General features: G+C 69.2%; 20 protein-coding genes, 1 tRNA gene and 1 pseudogene. 14 read left to right on the top strand and 8 right to left on the bottom strand.

Annotated features, from left to right (window positions below):
- Positions 1–191: 191 nt before the first annotated feature.
- The 6 genes and pseudogenes from BLR21_RS07730 (at position 192) to BLR21_RS07705 (ending at position 6854) form a co-directional block, all read left to right on the top strand.
- On the top strand, positions 192–1358 hold the full coding sequence (locus BLR21_RS07730; RefSeq protein WP_090004974.1) for an acyl-CoA dehydrogenase family protein: 1167 nt from the start codon (positions 192–194) through the stop codon (positions 1356–1358).
- Positions 1355–3343 carry an acetate--CoA ligase family protein gene (locus BLR21_RS44375; protein ID WP_090004973.1) on the top strand — a complete coding sequence of 663 codons (1989 nt, stop codon included), beginning with the start codon at positions 1355–1357 and terminating at the stop codon, positions 3341–3343. Before BLR21_RS07730 ends, BLR21_RS44375 begins: the two co-directional genes overlap by 4 nt.
- Positions 3344–3414: 71 nt before the next feature.
- The gene (locus tag BLR21_RS07720; protein ID WP_090004970.1) at positions 3415–3975 is read left to right on the top strand and encodes a DUF4360 domain-containing protein; all 561 of its coding nucleotides are present in this window, start codon (positions 3415–3417) and stop codon (positions 3973–3975) included.
- A gap of 258 nt (positions 3976–4233) precedes the next feature.
- Positions 4234–5250 (top strand): annotated as a pseudogene (gene rho, locus BLR21_RS07715) (transcription termination factor Rho); the annotation flags it as partial.
- A 25-nt stretch (positions 5251–5275) separates the two neighbouring features.
- Positions 5276–6409 (top strand): Glu/Leu/Phe/Val dehydrogenase dimerization domain-containing protein, encoded by a 1134-nt coding sequence (locus BLR21_RS07710; RefSeq protein WP_090004967.1) that lies wholly within the window; start codon positions 5276–5278, stop codon positions 6407–6409.
- A gap of 16 nt (positions 6410–6425) precedes the next feature.
- Positions 6426–6854 (top strand): SRPBCC family protein, encoded by a 429-nt coding sequence (locus BLR21_RS07705; protein ID WP_090004966.1) that lies wholly within the window; start codon positions 6426–6428, stop codon positions 6852–6854.
- A 3-nt stretch (positions 6855–6857) separates the two neighbouring features.
- On the opposite strand, the gene BLR21_RS07700 is transcribed toward BLR21_RS07705, so the two are convergent.
- The 5 genes from BLR21_RS07700 to BLR21_RS07680 form a co-directional block, all read right to left on the bottom strand.
- Entirely contained in the window at positions 6858–7412 is a 555-nt protein-coding gene (locus BLR21_RS07700; protein WP_090004965.1) for an EF-hand domain-containing protein, read from the bottom strand.
- An 18-nt stretch (positions 7413–7430) separates the two neighbouring features.
- Positions 7431–9827 (bottom strand): ATP-binding cassette domain-containing protein, encoded by a 2397-nt coding sequence (locus BLR21_RS07695; RefSeq protein WP_090004964.1) that lies wholly within the window; start codon positions 9825–9827, stop codon positions 7431–7433.
- Between the two features lie 52 nt (positions 9828–9879).
- The gene (locus BLR21_RS07690) at positions 9880–10596 is read right to left on the bottom strand and encodes a GNAT family N-acetyltransferase (RefSeq protein WP_090004963.1); all 717 of its coding nucleotides are present in this window, start codon (positions 10594–10596) and stop codon (positions 9880–9882) included.
- Between the two features lies 1 nt (position 10597).
- Positions 10598–11152: an EF-hand domain-containing protein gene (locus BLR21_RS07685; RefSeq protein ID WP_090004962.1), complete on the bottom strand. Its 555-nt coding sequence runs from the start codon at positions 11150–11152 to the stop codon at positions 10598–10600.
- Between the two features lie 73 nt (positions 11153–11225).
- A complete protein-coding gene (locus BLR21_RS07680; RefSeq protein WP_090004961.1) occupies positions 11226–13283 on the bottom strand; it encodes a hypothetical protein in 2058 nt (685 codons plus the stop codon).
- Between the two features lie 254 nt (positions 13284–13537).
- On the opposite strand from BLR21_RS07680, the gene BLR21_RS07675 reads away from it, so the two are divergent.
- The 4 genes from BLR21_RS07675 (at position 13538) to BLR21_RS07660 (ending at position 15793) form a co-directional block, all read left to right on the top strand.
- Complete coding sequence (locus tag BLR21_RS07675; protein WP_090004960.1) at positions 13538–14326, top strand: bestrophin-like domain; 789 nt, start codon at positions 13538–13540, stop codon at positions 14324–14326.
- A gap of 92 nt (positions 14327–14418) precedes the next feature.
- The gene (locus BLR21_RS07670; protein WP_143027643.1) at positions 14419–15000 is read left to right on the top strand and encodes a Scr1 family TA system antitoxin-like transcriptional regulator; all 582 of its coding nucleotides are present in this window, start codon (positions 14419–14421) and stop codon (positions 14998–15000) included.
- Entirely contained in the window at positions 14922–15227 is a 306-nt protein-coding gene (locus BLR21_RS43610; protein ID WP_256334541.1) for a Scr1 family TA system antitoxin-like transcriptional regulator, read from the top strand. Before BLR21_RS07670 ends, BLR21_RS43610 begins: the two co-directional genes overlap by 79 nt.
- 14 nt (positions 15228–15241) lie before the next feature.
- On the top strand, positions 15242–15793 hold the full coding sequence (locus tag BLR21_RS07660) for a hypothetical protein (protein WP_090004957.1): 552 nt from the start codon (positions 15242–15244) through the stop codon (positions 15791–15793).
- On the opposite strand, the gene BLR21_RS07655 is transcribed toward BLR21_RS07660, so the two are convergent.
- Both BLR21_RS07655 and BLR21_RS07650 read right to left on the bottom strand, forming a co-directional pair.
- Entirely contained in the window at positions 15787–15981 is a 195-nt protein-coding gene (locus BLR21_RS07655; protein ID WP_090004956.1) for a PspC domain-containing protein, read from the bottom strand. The two genes, BLR21_RS07660 and BLR21_RS07655, sit on opposite strands and share 7 nt — an antisense overlap.
- 110 nt (positions 15982–16091) lie before the next feature.
- Positions 16092–16697 (bottom strand): TetR/AcrR family transcriptional regulator, encoded by a 606-nt coding sequence (locus tag BLR21_RS07650; protein ID WP_030476105.1) that lies wholly within the window; start codon positions 16695–16697, stop codon positions 16092–16094.
- A 264-nt stretch (positions 16698–16961) separates the two neighbouring features.
- Between BLR21_RS07650 and lnt the strand changes: the two genes are divergently transcribed.
- Both lnt and BLR21_RS07640 read left to right on the top strand, forming a co-directional pair.
- Positions 16962–18509, top strand: a complete 1548-nt coding sequence (lnt, locus tag BLR21_RS07645; protein ID WP_256334539.1) for an apolipoprotein N-acyltransferase — start codon at positions 16962–16964, stop codon at positions 18507–18509.
- A complete protein-coding gene (locus BLR21_RS07640) occupies positions 18493–19260 on the top strand; it encodes a polyprenol monophosphomannose synthase (RefSeq protein ID WP_030476103.1) in 768 nt (255 codons plus the stop codon). Before lnt ends, BLR21_RS07640 begins: the two co-directional genes overlap by 17 nt.
- Before the next feature lie 54 nt (positions 19261–19314).
- On the opposite strand, the gene BLR21_RS07635 is transcribed toward BLR21_RS07640, so the two are convergent.
- Positions 19315–19743, bottom strand: coding sequence for a DUF4383 domain-containing protein (locus tag BLR21_RS07635; protein WP_090004954.1), 429 nt, complete (start codon positions 19741–19743; stop codon positions 19315–19317).
- A gap of 315 nt (positions 19744–20058) precedes the next feature.
- Between BLR21_RS07635 and BLR21_RS42345 the strand changes: the two genes are divergently transcribed.
- Together BLR21_RS42345 and BLR21_RS07630 are read left to right on the top strand one after the other, a co-directional pair.
- Positions 20059–20139, top strand: a tRNA-Tyr gene (locus BLR21_RS42345).
- Between the two features lie 80 nt (positions 20140–20219).
- Positions 20220–20711, top strand: a complete 492-nt coding sequence (locus BLR21_RS07630; RefSeq protein WP_090004953.1) for a Gmad2 immunoglobulin-like domain-containing protein — start codon at positions 20220–20222, stop codon at positions 20709–20711.
- The last annotated feature ends 102 nt before the right edge of the window (positions 20712–20813 follow it).

Below are 20813 nucleotides of genomic sequence, written 5' to 3'. Positions count from 1 at the left end.
CGGACCTCGGGCTGCTCCATGCAGGTGATCACTACTCCTTCGGGGCTCGCGGCAGGGCGGTCGGACCGACTCACCGTTGTGCATTTGCCCTGGTAGTCACCCGTTCGCGACCCCGCTGACCCGCCGTGGCGGAGCTAGGCTGCCCCGTGGGTCGTGAATAACTGATTCGTCAGTCAATCTAGGAGTGCGCGATGGGGCGGACCGTCCGCGACGGGCTGCGGCTCACGGCTGAACAGGAGCAGTTCGTCGAGGTGGCCAGGGAGTTCGCCGCCAGGGAGATCCGGCCGCGGGGACGTGCCGTCGACGAGGCGGACACCGAGTCGCCACTCGACGTGTGGGAGAAGGCGTCCGCGCTCGGGCTGACGTCGTTCATGCTCCCCGAGAAGTTCGGCGGCGGTGGTGTCACCGACCTGCTCACCCAGGTGCTCGTCCAGCAGGAGCTGTGCCACGGCGACATCGGCATCGGCAACCTGGTCACGTCCAACGGCTTCTTCGGCGCACCGGTCGAGCACCTCGGCACGCCCGAGCAGCAGGACCGGTTCCTCAGTCCGCTGGGGGCCGCGTGCCCGCCGCTCACCGCCGTCGCCGTGACCGAGCCCGGCAGTGGGTCGGACGCGGCCGGCATCCAGACGTCGGCGCGGCGCGAGGGCGACGAGTACGTCCTCAATGGACAGAAGACCTGGATCTCCAACGCTCCGTACGCCGAGATGTTCGTGATCTTCGCGACGGTGGATCCGTCGCTGAGGTCCCGTGGTGTCACGGCATTCGTCGTGCCGCGCTCCGCGGCGGGGCTGACGGTCGGGCCGCCGTTCCGGAAGATGGGGCAGCGCGCGATCGTCAACGCCGAGGTGTTCCTCGACGACGTGCGCGTGCCTGTGGAGGACCGGCTCGGCGAGGAGGGGCAGGGGTTCGCCGGGCTGATGCGGACGTTCGACGCGTCGCGCATCCTCATCGGCGCGGCCACGACGGGGCTCGCCCGTGCCGCGCTGGACTTCGCCACCTCCTACGCTGCCGGGCGCGTGCAGTTCGGGGTGCCGATCATCGAGCACCAGGCGGTGGCGTTCCGGCTCGCGGACATGGCCACGCGCGTCGACACCTCGCACCTGCTGACCGTGCGCGCCGCGACGTTGTACGACGCGGGGCACGCGGTGGCGCAGGAGTCGGCGATGGCCAAGCTCGTCGGCTCGGAGAACGCCATGTGGTGCACGCACGCGGCCGTGCAGACGTTGGGGGGCTACGGATACTCCCGCGAGTACCCCGTCGAGCGCTGGATGCGTGACGCGAAGCTCGAGGAGATCGAGGAAGGCACCTCGGACATCCAGCGCCTGATCATCTCCCGCGGCCTCGGTGCGAGATGATCTTCTCCGATCCCGCGTCCGTCGCCGTCGTCGGCGCCAGCGACGACCCCGCCAAGTGGGGCCACTGGCTCGCGCGCGGCGCGCTCGTCGGTCATGATCGCCGCGCCGTGCACCTGGTGAACCGGGGTGGTGGCGCCGTTCTGGGGCAGCCCACCGTGCGTTCGCTCTCCGAGCTCGCCGAGGCCCCCGAGTTGGTCGTGCTCGCCGTGCCCGCGGCGCACGTACCGGCCGTGGTGGACGAGGCGCTGGCGGTCGGCGTGCGCGGATTCGTCGGCATCACCTCGGGAATCGACGATCGCGTCATCCGCCGGATCCGTGACGCGGGCGCTCGGTTGCTCGGGCCGAACTGCCTGGGCGTGTTCGACGCGGCGACGTCGCTGCACCTCGCCTGGGGCCGGTTCCAGGCCGGCTCGCTGGGCGTGGTGTCGCAGAGCGGGCAGGTCGGGCTGGAGATCGCCGGGCTCGCGGCGTCGTCGGGCACCGGGGTCTCGCGGTTCGTCTCGGTGGGCAACCAGGCGGACGTGACGGCGACGGAAGCGTTGCTGGACCTGGTGTCGCACGACCTGACCACCGTCGTGGGGGTCTACCTGGAGAGCTTCGGCGCCGGGATCGTGGCGGCCATGTCGGAACTGCGCGCGGCCGGCAAGCCCGTGGTGCTGCTGACCGTCGGAACGTCGGTCGCGGCGCGGGAAGCCGCCCGCACCCACACCGGTGCCCTGACCTCGTCTTCGGACGTGGTGGACGCGGCCTGCCGCCGGGCGGGCGCGGTCCGCGTGACGACACCCGCGGCTCTGGTGGACCTGGCGGCGGTACTGACGTCCGGGGTGCCACGTGGGGGCAGGGTGGGGGTCATCTCCGACTCGGGCGGCCAGGGCGCGATCGCGGCGGACCTCGCGGTGGCGGCGGGCCTGACGGTGCCCGCTCTGTCCGTTGTGGACGGTCTGCCGGTGGGTGCGTCGACGCGGAACCCGATCGACCTCGCCGGGACGGGGGAGCAGGACCTGGCGAACTACGCCAGGGCGGTCGAGGTGCTGGCGCGCGGAGGTGAGGTCGACACGGTCGTGCTGTCGGGCTACTTCGGCAGCTACGGGCCCGACGCGCCTTCGCTGGAGGAGGCGGAGGTGGCGGTGGCTGCCCGGATCTGTTCGCTGGTAAGGGAAACGGGCGTCACCGTCGTCGTGCACAGCATGCGCGAGGACTCCGCCGCGGTGCGTGCGTTGCGAACGGGCGGCATCCCCGTGCAGCACACGATCGAACGTGCCGTCGCCGCGCTGGGTCACGCCAGCCGGCTGGGCAGGAACTCGCTGGAGGTCGTGCCACGCACTACTTCCGCCACCCCCTTCCGCCCCGGCTACCTCGCGGCCCGCGAACTGCTGAGCTTCGTCGAGTTCCCCAGGGCCCACGCCGTCACGACCGCCGCCGAGGTCACCGCGACCGCCCTGAAGGGCCCGTTCGCGCTCAAGGCGGACTGGCTGCCCCACAAGAGCGAGCACGGCGGAGTGCGGATCGGCCTCACCGACCCCGCGGCGGCGTTCGAGGAGATGCGGGCGAGGCTCGGCCCCGGCACGTACGTCCTCGAGGAGATGGACACGCGCGAACACACCGTCGAACTGATCATCGGCGCGAAGCGCGACCACTCGTTCGGCCCGGTCGTTCTCGTCGGCGCGGGCGGCGTCCACGCGGAGTTGTTCAGGGACACCGCGATCGAGCTCGCCCCCGTGACCCCCGCGACAGCACGGGACATGCTGGCGCGCCTCACCTGTGCCCCGCTCCTGTCCGGCTGGCGGGGCGCCCCGCCAGCCGACGTGGCCGCGTTGGCCGAGGTGATCGCCCGGATCTCCGAGACGCTCGCGGCCAGCCCGGACCTCGCCGAGATCGAGCTGAATCCCGTGCGCGTGGGCCCGGACGGCGTGCTGGCCGTGGACGCGCTGATCATCCCTTCGGAGGAGACGGTGAACGACACGGGCGGGCGACGCGTGGCTTGAGCACAAGGCTGGTCCGATTGCGGGATTGCGGGCCCCGATAGGTTCTCCTGCAGTGACGTGAGGAGGCCTCGATGCTGGTTGTGGTGGCGCTGCTGGCTTTCCTCGTGCCGCCGCCCGGCCCGGTGACGATCGACGTGGCCGGCGTCGGCGGCTCCGGGTGCCCGGCCGGCACGACGAACGTCGCCATGTCGCCGGACAACGAGGCGTTCACGGTCACCTACAGCGACTTCCTGGTGCAGGGCAACGGGAGCGAGGCCAAGCGGAGCTGCACGATCGCGCTGAGGATCAACCACGCGGCCGGGTACACGTACGGCATCGCGGCCACGGACTACCGGGGGTTCGCGCATCTGACCGGCAAGGCTCGCGGTGTGGTGCGCAACGACTACTGGTTCCCTGGATTTCCCACGCGGCACAGCAGCCGTACGTATCAGGCGCCGATGAGTGACAACTGGCAGGTGACCGACACGCCCAGCGGGGTGGCGCACGGGCCGTGCAAGGATCGCAAGCCGTTGACCGTGGAGACCGAGCTGAAGCTCACCGGCAAGGGGAGTGGCGGCTTCATGACCATGGACTCGACCGACTCGAGTGTGAGCACGACGTTCCGGCTCTCGTGGAAGAGGTGCGCGGAATAACAAGCGCGCTGCCGGCGTTCTCTGCTACAGTTCGTTCATAACCCGGCGGTGCGCAGGTAAGCGCACGTAAGTTCCGACCAGCTGCTGGACGATCACAACGCCGCAGCCACCACCCCCGGCTTCTCACGCCGGCGGACCCACATCAGATGCAGTCGGTCAACGGCATCTGCAGCGCTCTCCTCCCGTCGCACCCCGTGCGCGGAGTCGACGAAGCGCGTCTCGAACAACCCTCCTGAAAGGACAGACCCGATGCACATCGGTGTACTCGACGTACGTAACAACAAGGCGTTTCTCGTGGACGGGCCGCAGGTCCCGCAGAGTCTCGTGAGGCAGTACGACCTGCGGCGCGGCGACCAGATCAGCGGCGAAGCGGAGAACGACAAGCTCGTCGGCGTCGACACGGTCAACGGACGTGCGCCGCACAAGCGGCCACGGTTCGAGGACCTGACGCCGCTCTATCCCAACGAGCGGCTGCGGCTGGAGCACGATCCGAACGAGCTCACCAGCCGGGCGATCGACCTGGTCATGCCGGTCGGCAAGGGGCAGCGGGCGCTGATCGTCGCGCCGCCCAAGGCAGGCAAGACCATTGTGCTGCAACAGATCGCGGCCGCGATCGCCAAGAACCACCCCGAGGCCCACCTTATCGTCGCGCTCGTCGGCGAACGGCCGGAGGAGGTGACCGACATGCGCACCACCATTCCGGGCGAGATGTTCACGTCGACCTTCGACGAGCACCCCAATGAGCACATCCGGGTCGCCGAGCTCGCCGTCGAGCGGGCCAAGCGGCTCGTCGAGGACGGGCAGGACGTGGTGATCCTGCTCGACTCGCTGACGCGGCTCGGGCGTGCCTACAACCTCGCGCAGCCCAACGGCGGGCGCATCCTCAGTGGTGGCATCGACGCCAGGGCGCTGACGCCGCCGAAGCAGTTCCTCGGCGCGGCACGCAACATCGAGGACGGCGGCAGCCTCACGATCTTCGCCACCGCGCTCGTCGAGACCGGGTCGCTCGCCGACACGGCGATCTTCGAGGAGCTCAAGAGCACCGGCAACGCCGAGCTGAAGCTCGACCGCAAGGCGGCGCAGCGGCGGATCTACCCCGCGATCGACCTCCAGCAGTCGAGCACGCGCAAGTCGGAACTGCTGGTGTCGCCCCAGGAACTCGTCATCACGAACGCGCTGCGACGCGCGCTGGCGGACCGGGACATCGACGTGATCGTCGACGGACTGCGCAAGACGCAGAGCAACGCGGAGTTCCTCCTGCAGATGTCGCGGTGACGCTCCAGGTGGTTGACTGGCGGCGATGAGTCTTCTCCAGGTCACGTGGACCGACCCGGCCACCCAAGCGCGCGGCTACCTGGTCATCGACCGGCTGGTGCGCGGGGTCAGCAGTGGGGGTCTGCGCATGCGCGCGGGCTGCACGCTCGACGAGGTTCGCGCCCTGGCCGAGGGCATGACCGCCAAGGAAGCCCTCAACTACGACCCGGCGGCGCGCTATGTCCCGCTCGGCGGCGCCAAGGGCGGTATCGACTTCGACCCCTACGACCCGCGGGCGAAGGACGTCCTCACGGCCTACCTGCACGCCATGTCGCCCTACATCGAACGCTTCTGGACGATGGGGGAGGACCTGGGGTTACGGCAGTCCACCATCGACGAGGCCATCGCGAAGATCGGCCTCCAGTCGTCCATCCAGGCGGTCTACCCGCTGCTCGACGACGAGAAGAAGGCCAGGCAACGCCTCGCGGACGCCTTCCAGGTCACCGTTGACGGTGTCAGCCTGGACGAACTGGCCGGTGGCTACGGCGTGGCCGAGGCCGCGCTGACCGGCATCGACCATCTCCACCTGCATAACCCCACCGCGTTCGTGCAGGGTTTCGGCTCGATGGGTGGCGCCACCGCCCGCTACCTCGCCAAGGCGAAAGTCAGGGTCGTGGGGCTCGCGGACGTCCACGGCGTCGTGGCCAACCCGGCCGGGCTCGACGTGGAAACCCTGCTGCTGTCCCGCGACGCGCACGGGGCCATCGACAGAACGAAACTCCGCCCAGAGGACCGGGAACTCCCCGGCGACAGCTGGCTCGACGTCCAGGCGGACGTCCTCGTCCCCGCCGCGACCAGCTACGCGATCGACAGCGGCAACGCGGGACAGGTCAGGGCCAAGCTCATCGTCGAAGCGGCGAACATGCCCGTGACACCCGAGGCGGAGGCGATGATCGACGCGTTGGTCATCCCGGACGTCGTCGCGAACTCCGCCACGAACTCCTGGTGGTGGTGGACCCTGTTCGGCGACATCGACGCCACGGCCGAGTCGGCGTTCGAGAAGATCGGCACGAACATGCGCCGGCTCGTCACCGCGGTCATCAGCGAACCGTCACCGCGAGCAGCGGCGCGGCACCTCGCGGCCGCCGCCGTGACGGAGATCGAACTGCGGTTCCCCTGAGCCGTAGACTCGGCGCATGCCAGGCCTGGAGCACACCATCACGATCGCGGCCCCGCCGGACCGCGTCTGGGCGATCCTCGTCGACATCGAGCGCTGGCCGGACCGTATCCCGACGGTCGACTCCGTGGAACGCCTCGACGAAGGACCGTTCGCCGTCGGCTCCAGCGCCCGCCTCCGCCAGCCGAAGCTGCCCGAGGCCGTGTGGACCGTGACCGAACTGACCGACGGCACCTCGTACACGTGGGAGTCGAAGTCGCCGGGCGTCCTCGGTGTCGCCTCGCACGTCGTCGAGCCGCATTCCGGCGGCACCCGGCTCACCCTCGCGCTGACCGTGTCCGGCCCGCTCGCGGGTGTCGGCTGGCTGATGACGAAGGCGCGGGCCAAGCGGTACGTCGAGACCGAGGCAGCCTCGATCAAGAAGGCAGCCGAGCAGAGCCAGAGCTAGTGGCTAGAGCGGGCCGAGCAGCCAGGCTCCCGGCCCGTCCTCGTCCTCCGAGAAGTAGAACGCCCGCCACGCGGCGAGCAGGTCCTCGGTCCCGATCAACCCGTCACCGTCGTGGTCGAGCCGCGCGTGCACGGCCCGTGCGTCGGCCTCGGACACGTGCATCAACGCCTTGGACCACCGCACGTGCTCGTCCACGCCGAGCCGGCCGTCACCGTCGTGGTCGGCGACGGCCAGCAGCGCGTCGAGGTACGGCACGTAGACGTCGTCGAACGCCTCGGGGCGTCCCAGCAGCCCGCGCACGAACGCCGTCCGGTACTCGGCCAGGCTGATCCGGTCGTCGTCGTTCGTGTCCGTCATGGCGGCGAGGTGGCCCCACACGCCCAGCAACTGCTCGTGGAACCGCTTCGCCCGCACGTCGTCGTCCGTCAGGCCGAACGCCGAGGTCAGCCGGGCGCTCGCCAGGTCGAAGTCCGAGCGCTCGACGTACCCGTCCCCGTCGCTGTCGTAGGTCTCGAACCTGCGACTGAGCCTGCGGTCGAGGAACGGCGTGATCTTCATGCCCCCTTGTGTACCCCGTCAGCGCCTCTTCTTGCGTGCCGGGGCTCCCACGTAGTCCGCGAGGTGCTCGCCGGTCAGCGTCGAGCGGCCGGCGACCAGGTCGGCCGGGGTGCCCTCGAACACCACCTTGCCGCCGTCGTGACCGGCGCCGGGGCCCAGGTCGATGATCCAGTCGGCGTGCGCCATCACGGCCTGGTGGTGCTCGATCACGATCACCGACTTGCCCGACTCGACCAGGCGGTCCAGGAGCGCCAGGAGTTGCTCGACGTCCGCGAGGTGCAGGCCGGTCGTCGGCTCGTCGAGGACGTAGACGCCGCCCTTGTCCGCCATGTGCGTGGCGAGCTTCAGACGCTGCCGTTCGCCGCCGGAGAGGGTCGTCAGCGGCTGGCCGAGCGACAGGTAGCCGAGGCCGACGTCGTTGAGCCGCTCCAGGATCGCGTGCGCGGCGGGCGTGCGAGCCTCACCGGAGCCGAAGAACTCCACGGCCTCGGAGACGGGCATCGCGAGCACCTCGGAGATGTCGCGGCCGCCGAACTTGAACTCCAGCACGGCCTGGTCGAACCGCTTGCCCTCGCACACGTCGCAGGGGGACTCGATCGTCGCCATGATGCCGAGGTCGGTGAACACCACGCCGGCGCCGTTGCAGTTCGGGCACGCGCCCTCGGAGTTCGCGCTGAACAGCGCGGGCTTCACGCCGTTGGCCTTGGCGAACGCCTTGCGGATCGGCTCCAGCAGACCGGTGTAGGTCGCGGGGTTGGACCGGCGCGAACCCTTGATGGGCGTCTGGTCGACCACGATCGCGCCGGAGTCGCGCGGCAGCGACCGGTGGATCAGCGACGACTTGCCCGAGCCCGCCACACCCGTGACCACGGTCAGCACCCCGAGGGGGACGTCGACGTCGACGTCGCGCAGGTTGTTCGTGGACGCCCCGCGGATCTCCAGGACCCCGGTCCTCTCCCGCACCGACGGCTTCAGCGCCGCGCGGTCGTCGAGGTGGCGGCCGGTCACGGTGTCGCTCTTGCGCAACCCCTCCAGCGTTCCCTCGAAGCAGATCGTGCCGCCGCCCCGGCCGGCGCCGGGACCGAGGTCGACGATGTGGTCCGCGATCGCGATCGTCTCGGGCTTGTGCTCGACGACGAGGACGGTGTTGCCCTTGTCCCGCAGGCGGAGCAGCAGGTTGTTCATCCGCTCGATGTCGTGCGGGTGCAGCCCGATCGTCGGCTCGTCGAACACGTACGTCACGTCGGTCAGCGCGGACCCGAGGTGCCGGATCATCTTGACGCGCTGCGCCTCACCGCCGGACAGCGTGCCCGCCGGCCGGTTCAGGGACAGGTACCCGAGACCGATCTCCACGAACGAGTCCAGGGCGTGCGCGAGCTTGTCCACCAGCGGCGCGACCGACTTGTCCTGCACACCGCGGATCCAGTCCGCCAGGTCCGTGATCTGCATGTCGCACAGGTCCGCGATCGAGACGCCCTTGATCCTGGACGACCGCGCCGCCTCCGTCAGGCGGGTACCGGAGCAGTCGGGGCAGGTGCCGAACGTCGCCGCGCGGTCCACGAACGCGCGGATGTGCGGCTGCAGCGCCTCGCGGTCCTTGGACAGCATGGACTTCTGCAGCTTCGGGATCAGACCCTCGTAGGTCACGTTGATGCCGTTGACCTTGATCTTGATCGGGTCCCGGTACAGGAAGTCGTGCAGTTCCTTCTTGGTGTACTTACGGATCGGCTTGGCCGGGTCGATGAAACCGGACTGCGTGAACGTCTGCACGGTCCACTGGTTGTCGATGTTGTAGCCGGGCACCTTGATCGCGCCCTCGATGATCGACTTCGAGTCGTCGTAGACCTCGGTCAGGTCGATGTCGGAGGTCTGGCCGCGTCCCTCGCAGCGCGGGCACATGCCGCCGGTGATGGAGAACTCGCGGCGCTCCTTGATCTTCTGGCCGCCCTTCTCGATCGTCACGGCGCCCGCGCCGGAGATCGAGGCGACGTTGAACGAGAACGCCTGCGGGCCACCGATGTGCGGCGTGCCGAGGCGGCTGAACAGGATGCGCAGCATCGCGTGCACGTCGGTCGCGGTGCCGACGGTCGAGCGCGGGTCGGCGCCCATTCGCTGCTGGTCGACCAGGATCGCCGTGGTGATGCCCTCCAGGAGGTACACCTCGGGGCGCGGCAGCGTCGGCATGAACCCCTGGATGAACGCGCTGTAGGTCTCGTTGATCAGCCGCTGCGACTCCGCGGCGATGGTGCCGAACACCAGCGAGCTCTTGCCGGACCCGGAGACACCGGTGAAGACCGTCAGCCGGCGCTTCGGGATCTCCACGTCGACGTCGCGCAGGTTGTTGACCCGCGCGCCCTGCACGCGGATCAGGTCGTGGGTGTCGGCATCATGCGCCGCCGGTGCTGTCCTGGTCATGGCGCAAAACTAACTCGCGCCACCCGGCTCTGCCTTCTTGATTCCTGATTGGTTACGCACGAATCCGGTAGTGGTAGGTGCACACCTCGCGGAACCCCGTCCGTTCGTACAGCCGGAACGCCGTGGTGTTCGCCTTCTCCATCTGCAGGTACATGTGGTTCGCCTCGCGCGCGGCCGCCCACGACGCCAGTGCGGCGAGCACGGACCGTGCTGCGCCCTGACCGCGTGCGTGCGGGAGTGTCGCCATGCCGAACACCCCGGCCCACCCCTCCTCGGTCACCGCACGCCCCACGGCCACCACCTGGCCGTCCACCTCGGCGTACGCGTACGCGGACGGGTGCTCGACGCGGCTGAGCAGGTCGCGTTCGGCACTGACGTCCCGTGTGGTCGCCGCCTGCCACGCCGCGAGCCACTCGTCGGTCGGCCGTGCCGTCACCTCGCCCGCGTCCGCGTGGGACTGGCGCAGCACCTCGGAGGTCGATGCGATCTGCAGGGACATGTCATGACCCCGCACATAACCCCGGTTGTGCAACGTCCGGTCGAGATCGTCCGCGCACACGCCCGGCGTGATCTGGAACCGCGCCCCGGCCCCGCGTTCGGCGCAGAACTCCTCGGCCAGCGCCACCCGGTCCTCGCGGTCGTGCGGCAGCACGGCGCTCACCCACCAGGCGTCGCCGGGGGAGTGCCGCAGCCACCAGCCGCCCGCCTCCTCGACGTGCGCGGCGGGCTGGGCCCGTGCCGCGTACTCCTGCAGCGTCTTCAGCAGCACGTCAGTCCAACGACCCCAGCAGCCAGTTGCCTGCCTCGGCGGGATCCTCGGAGAAGTAGAACTCCCGGATGGCCGCCAGCATGGCCTGGGTGGGCAGCAGCCCGTCCTCGTCGGACAACAGGTCGTGGATTCCGCGCGCGTCGCGCTCCGAGAGGTTCATCAGCGCGCCGGTCCACTTCACGTGCTCTTCGAGCGTGAGCTTGCCGTCGTCGTCCTCGTCCGCGACCGACATCAGCGCGTCCAGGAACGGCACATAACCCTCGTCGAACGACTCCGGCGTCTCCAGCAGCCCGTTCGCGAACGCGTTCTTGTACTCCTCGACGCTGATGCGCCCGTCGCGGTCCAGATCGGCGGCCGACGACAGGTGCTCCCACAGCCCGATCAGCATGTCGTGGAACCGCACGGCCTTCGGATCGTCCGCCGCCAGCCCGAACGCCTTGGTGGTGCGTTCGCCCGCCTGTGTGAAGTCCTCCCGCTCGATGAACCCGTCGCCGTCGATGTCGTACGTCCGGAACCTGCGGGCGAGCTTGCGGTCGAGGAAGGCGGTGATCTCCACAGGACCCTTCTACCGCATCCGGCCCTGGAGCAACACGCCCGTGTCCACACCACGAAAACGATTTCGCCGGACCTCAGCGACGCCCCAGCCCGCCCAACGCGCTCGCGACGACCACCATGCCGATCATCCCGATCACCGCCGCCACACCACCGACCGCGGGTTTCGACACCTGCTGGACGTGCGCGACCGGCCGCGGGGGCGGTGGTTCGTCAGGTGTCGGCACGGGCGGAGCGGGATCGGGCGGGGCGTTCACCGACTCGATCCGGACGACCGCGGTCTCGCTGATCGCCGCGCCGGCACCCGCACCGGACACCGTCAGCCGGGAGTTCATCGGGGCGGTGACCTGGCAGGTGTAGGTGACGCGGGAACGGGGTGCCAGCACCGGGAACGTCCGGCGGCAGGCGGCGGGCTCGCCGTCCACCCGGACGTTCGCGATCGGCAGGCCGGACGGGTTGCCGACCGTGACCGTGACGGTGACGACCTCGCCGTCCCGCGCGCGGTCCTTCGACCAGACCGCGCTGATGGTCAGGCGCGGGTAGATCACCTCGACCCGTACGGACGCCGACGCCTCGACCTTGCCGCCGATCCTGTCGGCGGCCGAGACGGTCGCGGTCAGCGCGCCGCTCTCGTCGCCCGCCGGGGCCGTGCAGGCGACCGCCGCCGTGGCTCCGGGGTCGAGCTGACCCTGCATGGGGTCACACCCGGCAGCCGCACGGGCTGTGAGGCCGTAGAGCGGGGTGTCGCCGGTGTTCGTGACCGTCGTCGTGAACTTCACGGCCTGGCCCGGCAGCGCCGTCAGTGGCTCGGTCGTGGCGGTCGCGCGCAATGCCGGGTGCAGCACGTCCACGGTCGACGACTGCTGCGCCGCGAGTGGATCGCCCGCGAGGCTGGTGCCGCTCACCGCGACCGTCGTGGGGTAGTCGTCGTCGGCCGCCGTGGACGAGCACGTGCGCGTCGCCGTGGCGTGCGGGGCGATCGTGCCGACCTGCTGGCCGCACACGGTCACGTCGGCGGCGGGCGCGTCACCGGCGTTGGTGACCGTCGCGGTCTGCGCGACGGTGTCCTTGGGGTGCGCGACGGGCTTCACGGGGTCGACGGCGAGGGTGAGTTCGGGGAGTGGGAACGACCACGCGATGCTCTGGACGAGGAACGCGTCCTCCGCTCTCCTGAACGCCAGTTCGGCGCTCTTCGTGCCGGGCTTGAGGACGTTGGCGTCGACGGTGATCGTGCGCGCGTCGACGCTCATGTTGTTGGGGTACGCGGCACCCTGTGCGGACGACACGAACGCGTTGCGCCCGCCGACCGCGGTGCCGTTGATCAGCATCTGGTCGCCGTCCGTGGCCCAGTCGCCCTCGTACGCGGTCATACCCACACGGATGACCCCACCGGTGGGGTGCGTCGGCGCGATCGGGGTGTGCAGCACCGGCTTCCTCGTGGGGAGCCGGACATGTCCGCCGTGCACCGCGATGTGCCGCTTCGCGGGTGCTGCCGCGGTGGCGTTCGCGAACTTCCACACGACCGTCAGCGACCAGCCGCCGAAGCAGTCGAACCCCTGCGGCGCCCAGACGTTGCCGACCGTCACGGTGCCGCTCGTCAACGCCCGCGTGACGTCGGCCTCGGCGCTGTAGAAGACGTTGTCGGTGTGCGAGAGGTCGTCCGGCCCGTCGATGACGAACCGGCCGGGGCTGACGCGGGTGCCGTTGAAGGTGACGGGGTCTCGTGGGGTGCCAGGTGGGGTTACACCGTCACGGCAGGTCGCGCTGCCCGCCCAGCCGAGCTTGGCGTAGGCGACGGTCGCGCCGGCCGGGATGCCGATCTGGGCGTGGGACGAGTTGAACGTCGCCGGGTCGTCGTCGACGTCGGTCCACGACATGCGATGGCTGTTGTTCAGCGCGGACGGCCCGTGTCCCTTGCGGTTCAAGGCATCCACACAGGACTTCGGGGAGTACTTGGGGTCCGGTCCCGCCTGCTCGGGCGTCGGGCAGGTCAGAACGGAGTTGCCGACGACCGTGACGTCTCCGTACACCGCCTCGTCGAACTGGGTGCGCCACACCTCGGCCGCGGCGACCGGCGGACCCGGGGTGAGCAACGGAACCAGCAGCACGACGGCGATGAGGATCGGTACACGCATGCCAGGCCTTCCGGTCGGGTCGCCGCACAGGTTGGCACGGTTGGACCGGCGTTGTCACCGCCCGTTGATCACCACGTCCTCACTCTCCGTCGAGGACTGACGCCGCCGGTTCTCCTGTTCGTGTCAAAGGCTTCCGAGCCGGCCGTTCGAAGTGGACTTGCTGTGTACTTGATCAACGCCCGTTGCTCTTGTCGGGCGGGGAAGACTGCCGGGAAGCGTGGTGTCGGTGGCCAAACGGTGCCCGCTGTGGGGAGATGGAGGCCATGTGGACCGGGCTCGTCATCATTGTCGCGTCGGTGGTCGTCACGGCGATCGCCCTCCTGCTGTTCGGGCGTTCCCGTGCCCACGACCAGGCCGACGACCGGGACGCGGACTCGCGCGGCTTCCTCGGCGCGGTGATCAGCGGCCTGTTCATCGTCGCGCTGGCCTTCTACATGGTGATCGTCTGGGAGGAGGGCGGCGCCGCCGAGGACAACGCCGCCCGCGAGGCCGCCGCGGTCGCCGACGTCTACTGGCAGACCGCCGTCGTGCCGCAGCCGCAGCGCGAACACATCCGCTCACTGCTCACCGAGTACCCGAAACTGGTGGTGGACCAGGAATGGCCCAAGCTGGCGACGGGGGAGCCCGACGACAAGACCACCGAGACGCTGAACTCGCTGCACACCGAGATCCTGTCGCTGCCCACGTCACCGGACCAGGTGAAGAGCGCGCGCGAACGGTCGCTGGAACGGATGCGGGAGATCACCGACCTGCGGCGCGACCGGCTGGATTCGGCCGGTGGCCTGGACAACACCGGCCGGATCATGCTGATCGGCACGATCGCGGGTGCCGTCGCGATGATCGTGTTCCCGATGCTGATCGGGTTCACGGCGCGCAAGCGGCACATCCTGCAGATGAGCCTGACCTCGGCCGTGCTGGCGTTCGTCTGTGTGCTGTGCGTGGGGATGACGCAACCGTTCGACGGGTGGTTCCGGGTGCAGCCGGAGGCGTTCACGAGCCTGTCGGAGGAGTTGGCCGGCATACCCGTGGAAGAGAGCCGATAAAGTCGTAGAACCCTTCTACATCTGCTTCTTTCAGGTCAATTTGGGCCCGAAATGATGGAGGCGCGGGGAGCGGCGGGGCTAATTTCTCTGGCATGCCAAAGAGAGTGTCCATTGTGCTGGGGCGCGAGTTCGGTGAATGCCTGCGGGAAGCGATCGCGCGAACCGGAATGCTGGAGAGTGAGCTGGCGCGGCGGGTCAAGTGGGAGCACGCCAAGCTGTCGGATCTGGTCAACGGCAAGGCCGGGGTGTCTCTCGACGATTTCACCTACCTGCTGGGCATGTGTCAGGCTGCGCCGGATGATTTCAAGTACTTGAAGGAGCTCTACCTGGAATCCAGGGAGAGAGGCTGGCTGCAGCTTTACGATTCGCCGGTGCCGCCCCGCCTTCGGGCGCTCAACCGTCAGCAGAAGATGGCCGAGACGGTGGTGGCCTGGAGTTCGTTGTTCCTGCCAGGTCTGACTCAGGTCGAGTCGTACATCCGCGTTCTGGCCGAAGACTCGCCGTTTGTGGAGGCGAAGGATGTGGAGGCGCTCGTCGCCGCTCGCGTCGAGCGCCGAGAGCTCATCGACGACACCAAGCGATTCGTCTTCTACGTGTGTACGAGCCTGTGTTGTACTCGTCGGTGGGAGGTCTCGATGTGTTGGCGGAGCAACTCCACGAGATTCTGCGCCTGATGATTCGGCCGTACATCAGCGTTCGGATCGTGCCAGCCGGCCGGGCGTTGACAGGCGACTTCACCATGCTGTCGTTCGCCAAGTACGAGCCGATGGCCTACGTCGAGGGTCTGAACTCGGCGCTGTTCCTCGACGACAGGGCATCGATCTCGCTCTACTCGAAGGTGCTCGAGAAGCCGCCGGCCCCACCGGCCGAGGCCTCTGAGATGATCCCCCGACAAGCCTGACCTGGGGGAAGCACATGTGGGGACGCAGGACCGCGCCGCAGCGCCTGGCCGAGTCGGCCGGGTTCACCTGGAAGCACGTCGAGGACCAGAGCGAGCTGAACGTCGCCACGATGACGGCGTACGTGGCCGCGAACCGGGCGGCGCCCGGCGACGTGCTGCCGATGGTCGGGAAGGTCGCGGAGAAGCTGGCCGCCGAGGAGGCCAACCACGACCTCGTGGTGGCGCTGGTCGAGGACCTGCAGAACCTCGCCTCGCACGGCCTGGCGCAGCTTCGCGCGGCGGACGAGATCCGGGCGGTGCTCGGGCCGCGCTGCCTCGTCGTGTGGAACGCGGTCGACGAGTTCTGGACGGCGGTCGCCGAGTGGCGGCGGGCCAGCGGCGAGCCTCTGCGGTCCGGCGAGGACATCCTGTCCGTCGAGAACGAGGGACTGCGCGCGAACCTGTGGACCTCGAACAGGAGCCTGGGCGACGGCACGCGTGTCGGCCTCAGTGAGGCGCTCCTGTTCGAGAAGGCGGGCGGTGCCCCGATCCCCGGCTACCGCGAGCTGATCGCCGCCGGTCAGTAGCCGCGGTCGGGCAGCATCACCCAGAGCACGAGGTAGACGACGAACTGCGGTCCGGGCAGAAGGCAGGACAGCAGGAACAGAAGGCGCACGGTGCGTGCCTTCATTCCCCAGCGCTGGGCGAGCCCCGCGCAGACACCCGCGATCATCCGGTTGGTCCTGGGCCTGCTCAAAGCAACTGTCGTGGTCATAGACCCAGGATGCCCACTATCGGCGGTCTCTCGCATCGGGACGAACCCTGGTTTGACCCGGATGAGGCACGTCACGCGATGCCAGGGGTCCGCACTGCAACAGCGTGGGGTTATCCGACGTTGGCGGTCGAGAGCTGGTCGACGAACCTGAGGCAGGTGGTGCGCATGGCGTCTACCGTCATGGCCCGCGAGCCCGCGAGCACCTGGAGCGCGAGGCCGTCGAGCATGCTGACCATCATGTTCGCCAGTTCGAGCGGGTCGCCGGACAGGTGGATGTCGCCGGACGCCTGGCCGTCGCGGAAGATGCTCGCCACGATGTCGCGCCACTCGCCGTAGAAGCGCTCGTTGAGCTCCTGCAACTCGGGGTTGCGGATGGCCTCGACCCAGAGTTCGGCCCAGACCTTCCACGCCTCGACGGTCTCGGCCCCCTCGGGGAGGTACGACTCGACCACCATGCGCAGGCGCGAGAGCGGCGGCTCGTCGGACTCGAGGATCCAGCGGCGGCGGGCCACCGAGACCTCGAAGCAGTGCTCGAAGGCCGCGTCGGTGAGTTCGCGCTTGGTCTCGAAGTAGTAGTGGACCGTGCCGCCGGACACGCCGGCGTCCTTGGCCACGTCGGACACCCGGAGGTGGCGGAAGCCCTCAGCCGCGATCACCTTGCAGGTGGACGCGAGGATCTGCGCCTTGCGTTCGGCTTCCACGCTTGGACGGGGCATCCGTCACCTCCTGATTTAGCCCGAACCCTACCGAAACAGGGAACGAAGCTTGCGCTTGCCGACCTTTTCCGCCTCGGTCAAGGGGCCACGCGTGAAGGATCGTTACCTGCCTTCGCCGGTGTTGCACAAGCCATCGGCCGTTCCGCTCAACGCGGGTTCGGCCCTTCGGCTGTCCACCGCCGAACCGTCCGTGGCCGGCCGCTCCACCCGAGATCGACGTAGGTCATACGGCCTGTGTACATCCAGGGCTCGTACGCTGACCGGGTGGTCGCACCCCCCATCGCGCCGGAATCGCCGGAACTGCCCGCGCGCAGGCGAAGAGTGAGCCGTCCGGTGTTGTCGCGCATGGCACTCGCCGTCGCCGGCGGCGCGCTGGTCTACCTGAGCTTTCCGCCGCGTCCGCTGTGGTTCCTCGCGCCGGTCGGCTTCGCGCTCCTCGCGTATGTCATCTACGAACGGCGTGCGCGGGCCGGCTTCGGGTACGGGCTGCTGTTCGGGCTCGGGTTCATGGTGCCGCTGCTGCGGTGGACCGGTGAGTTCGTCGGGCTGGTCGCCTGGCTGCCGCTGGCGCTGGCGTGCGCCCTGATGATCTCGATCGGCACCGCCGCGATGGCGTTCGCCTCGCGCGTGCCGGGGTGGCCGCTCTGGGCCGCGTGCCTGTGGGTGGCGGACGAGGCGCTGCGTGGCGTGGTGCCGTTCGGCGGCTTCACCTGGGGCAAGATCGCGTTCGGGCAGCCGGAGGGCTGGTTCCTGCCGCTCGCGTCGCTGGGTGGCGCGCCGCTGGTGACGTTCGCGGTGGTGCTGACCGGCTTCGGGCTGTTCTGGCTCACGAAGAACTGGAGGCTCGCCGCCCCGCTGGTCGTCGTGCCGCTGGGGGTAGGGCTGGTGGTACCCGTGGGGGTAGATGCCTCCGCGGGGACCGTCACCGTCGCCGCGATCCAGGGCAACGTGCCGCGCGCCGGGCTCGACTTCAACGCGCAGCGCCGGGCCGTGCTCGACAACCACGCCAAGCGCACCCTGCAACTGGCCGCCGACGTCGCCGCGGGCCGGGAGAAACAGCCCGACATCGTGATCTGGCCGGAGAACTCGTCGGACATCGACCCGTTCCGCAACCCGGACGCCGCCGCGGTGCTCGACGCGGCCGCCGACGCGATCAGGGCGCCGATCGCGGTGGGTGCCGTGATCCTCGACAAGAACGACGGGCTGCCGCGCAACACCGTGGTGCTGTGGGAGCCCGGCAAGGGGCCCACGGACACCTACACCAAGCGCAAGCTGCAGCCGTTCGGCGAGACGATGCCGATGCGGTCGTTCTTCCGGCTGTTCGCCTCCGAGGTGGATCGGGCGGGCGTGTTCCAGCCCGGCACGGACCCGGAGGGTTTTGTCATGGGGCCCGCGAAGGTCGCACTTGACACATGTTACGAAGTGGCGTTCGACTCAGTGGTCCGCGACTCCGTGACGGCCGGCGCGACGATCATCGCGATCCCGACGAACAACGCCACGTTCGGGTACACGGAGATGACCTACCAGCAGCTTTCCATGTCCAGACTGCGGGCGGTGGAGCACGGCCGGGCCGTGGTCGTGGCGGCCACGTCGGGGGTCAGCGCGATCGTCGAACCCGATGGTTCCGTCACTCGGAAGACTGGGCTTTTCGAGCCTGGTGCCCTGGTCGCGACACTGCCGCTGCGCTCGCAGACTACTCTGGCGACTTGGCTAGGAGCCTGGCCCGAGTGGGTGATGACCGCTGCGGGCCTCGCGGCGTTGGCGCTGGGCTTCACCCGACGACGGAAGGACTCGAATGGCGCAGCAGCCTGACCAGGAACTCGGGCAGGTGCTGGTGGTGATCCCGACGTACAACGAGCGGGACAACATCGGAAAGATCGTCAAGAGGCTGCACACGGCACTGCCCGACGTGCACGTGCTGGTGGTCGACGACGGCAGCCCCGATGGCACCGGCCAGCTCGCCGACGAGATGGCGGCCGCCGACGACCGCGTCCACGTGATGCACCGCACCGAGAAGGCCGGGCTGGGCGCCGCGTACGTCGCGGGTTTCCAGTGGGCGCTCGACCGCGAGTACGGCGTCATCTGCGAGATGGACGCCGACGGCTCACACGCCCCGGAGCAGCTGCACCGGCTGCTCGACGCGCTGCCGAAGGCAGACCTGGTGCTGGGCTCGCGCTGGGTGCCGGGCGGCGAGGTCGTGAACTGGCCCGCGCAGCGCAAGTTCCTGTCGCTGGGCGGCTCGCTGTACTCGCGGCTCGCGCTGGGCGCGAACATCCGCGACATGACGGGTGGCTACCGCGCGTTCCGCGCGGACACCCTGCGCAAGCTGAACCTCGCCTCGGTCGCGTCGGCCGGGTACTGCTTCCAGATCGACCTGCTGTGGCGGACGCTGGAGCTGGGCTTCCGGGTGCGCGAGGTGCCGATCACGTTCCTCGAGCGCGAGTTCGGCGAGTCGAAGATGAGCGGCAACATCGTCCGCGAGGCACTGATCCGCGTGACGAAGTGGGGCCTGCGCCGCCGCGGCAACCAGGTCAAGGACCTGTTCACCGGCAAGAGGAAGTAGTCGCGCGGCCACTTCGGACCGTCCGTTGTGGACGGTCCGAAGTCGTCACGGGTCTCAGTTGACGGGCGAGTCGCTGCGCGCGCGTTCGATCGCGGTCGTCGCGATGCCGAGCCCGATCATGCCCGCGCCGAGGCCGAGGTGCAGCCAGTTGTCGGCCGTGTTGACGGGCAGGAAGTTCGCGCGGGTGTGTTCGCCGATGGCCGAGCCGTACACCCACAGCAGCACGTAGACGCCTCCGCCCACCACCAGGAACGCGCGGGCGAACTGGGTGCGCTTCGCCGCCAGCAGGCCGAGGATCCCGAACAGCAGGTGCACGAGGTTGTGCAGCACGGACACGGCGAAGAGGCCGAACAACAGGGCGCCCGAGTGGCCGGCGAAGCTCAGCTCGTCGTAGTGCGTGGTGACGCCCGGGATGAAGCCGAGCACACCGACGAGCAGGAACGCCGCGCCGACCACCGAGGCCGCCGTCTGTACTGGTCGCATGCGAGGTGGCTACCCGGTGACGGCCGGGATGAACTCCCGCGGCACCTCCATGCCGGTCACGAGCACGCCCCACGACCTTCACGCCTGGATATCGCTCCGCCGCGTGACCCCGTTTCCTGCGAATGCCGAGATAAATGGTTGACCGTCGCGCGGACGCTCCGGCAAGGTAGCCCGCATGCGCCGCTATCGCAGCTATCCGCCCAGCTCAGGCTCTCCGTCGTGACGCCGTAAGGCCTCGCTGACGTCGAGAGCCGCCCTCACCGTGAGAACGGGTGAGGGCGGCTTTTTCGTGTGCTCGAAAAGTGCTCGAACAATGGTGGAGATGGGGCTGTGGAGCCCCGCCCGTCTGTAAAACGGGAGCCCCGCGCAGAGTCGGTTCGACTCCGACCTCCACCACCGGCCGTTGCGCCACCGGGGTGAACCCCGGCAACGCACCCCTTCCTCCCCGCGACCTAACTGGTGGAGGAAGGGGAAACATGTCCATCGACATCCAGCAGCCCCGGCCGCAGGGCCTGGTCGGGAGCCTCGTGCACATCGCCGGTACCGCGGGCGGCGCGTTCGAGGCGCAGTTCAACTACCGCATCCACGAGGGTCACGACGAGGTCGTGGGCGCGTTCATGGCCGGGGACGGGATCGGCGGGCACGGCCAGTTCCAGGTGCAGGCCGACGTGTCGGGTGCGTCGTTCGCGCTCGACCGGCTCTTCGTCGAGGTGTTCTGGGTGTCGCCCAAGGACGGCGCCGAGCTCGACAAGATCATCGTGCCGGTCGTGTACGGGCCGCTGATCGTGCCCGGCTACCGGGTCTACCAGGAGTACGAGATCAAGCCCGGTGACACGCTGTGGGGGATCGCGACGCAGTTCTACGGCGCCGGCAACCTCTATCCGCGCCTGGTGCGGGCCAACCCGGACGTCATCACGGACCCCAACGTGATCACGCCCGGGACCGTGATCCGGATTCCGCAGTCCTGAACCCGGCGGGTCCTCCCTCGACGCGGACAAGGGGGGAGGACCCGCGTTCTTTCCGTCAGAACACCTCTGTGACGGCGCCGACACCCCTGGTCGTGAGTTGGG

It is taken from the genome of Lentzea albidocapillata subsp. violacea, assembly GCF_900100275.1.
GTDB classification, from domain to species: Bacteria; Actinomycetota; Actinomycetes; order Mycobacteriales; family Pseudonocardiaceae; genus Lentzea; species Lentzea violacea.
Note: the sequence above shows the minus strand (reverse complement) of the source record. Positions and strands in the feature narration are given on the sequence as shown.

What these genes read in the sequence shown, in the direction of transcription:
- BLR21_RS07730 (WP_090004974.1), top strand. Translation starts at nt 192, where the DNA reads ATGGGGCGGACCGTCCGCGACGGGCTGCGGCTCACGGCTGAACAGGAG.
- BLR21_RS44375 (WP_090004973.1), top strand. Translation starts at nt 1,355, where the DNA reads ATGATCTTCTCCGATCCCGCGTCCGTCGCCGTCGTCGGCGCCAGCGAC.
- BLR21_RS07720 (WP_090004970.1), top strand. Translation starts at nt 3,415, where the DNA reads ATGCTGGTTGTGGTGGCGCTGCTGGCTTTCCTCGTGCCGCCGCCCGGC.
- BLR21_RS07710 (WP_090004967.1), top strand. Translation starts at nt 5,276, where the DNA reads ATGAGTCTTCTCCAGGTCACGTGGACCGACCCGGCCACCCAAGCGCGC.
- BLR21_RS07705 (WP_090004966.1), top strand. Translation starts at nt 6,426, where the DNA reads ATGCCAGGCCTGGAGCACACCATCACGATCGCGGCCCCGCCGGACCGC.
- BLR21_RS07700 (WP_090004965.1), bottom strand. Translation starts at nt 7,412, where the DNA reads ATGAAGATCACGCCGTTCCTCGACCGCAGGCTCAGTCGCAGGTTCGAG.
- BLR21_RS07695 (WP_090004964.1), bottom strand. Translation starts at nt 9,827, where the DNA reads ATGACCAGGACAGCACCGGCGGCGCATGATGCCGACACCCACGACCTG.
- BLR21_RS07680 (WP_090004961.1), bottom strand. Translation starts at nt 13,283, where the DNA reads ATGCGTGTACCGATCCTCATCGCCGTCGTGCTGCTGGTTCCGTTGCTC.
- BLR21_RS07675 (WP_090004960.1), top strand. Translation starts at nt 13,538, where the DNA reads ATGGAGGCCATGTGGACCGGGCTCGTCATCATTGTCGCGTCGGTGGTC.
- BLR21_RS07670 (WP_143027643.1), top strand. Translation starts at nt 14,419, where the DNA reads ATGCCAAAGAGAGTGTCCATTGTGCTGGGGCGCGAGTTCGGTGAATGC.
- BLR21_RS07660 (WP_090004957.1), top strand. Translation starts at nt 15,242, where the DNA reads ATGTGGGGACGCAGGACCGCGCCGCAGCGCCTGGCCGAGTCGGCCGGG.
- BLR21_RS07655 (WP_090004956.1), bottom strand. Translation starts at nt 15,981, where the DNA reads ATGACCACGACAGTTGCTTTGAGCAGGCCCAGGACCAACCGGATGATC.
- BLR21_RS07650 (WP_030476105.1), bottom strand. Translation starts at nt 16,697, where the DNA reads ATGCCCCGTCCAAGCGTGGAAGCCGAACGCAAGGCGCAGATCCTCGCG.
- BLR21_RS07640 (WP_030476103.1), top strand. Translation starts at nt 18,493, where the DNA reads ATGGCGCAGCAGCCTGACCAGGAACTCGGGCAGGTGCTGGTGGTGATC.
- BLR21_RS07635 (WP_090004954.1), bottom strand. Translation starts at nt 19,743, where the DNA reads ATGCGACCAGTACAGACGGCGGCCTCGGTGGTCGGCGCGGCGTTCCTG.
- BLR21_RS07630 (WP_090004953.1), top strand. Translation starts at nt 20,220, where the DNA reads ATGTCCATCGACATCCAGCAGCCCCGGCCGCAGGGCCTGGTCGGGAGC.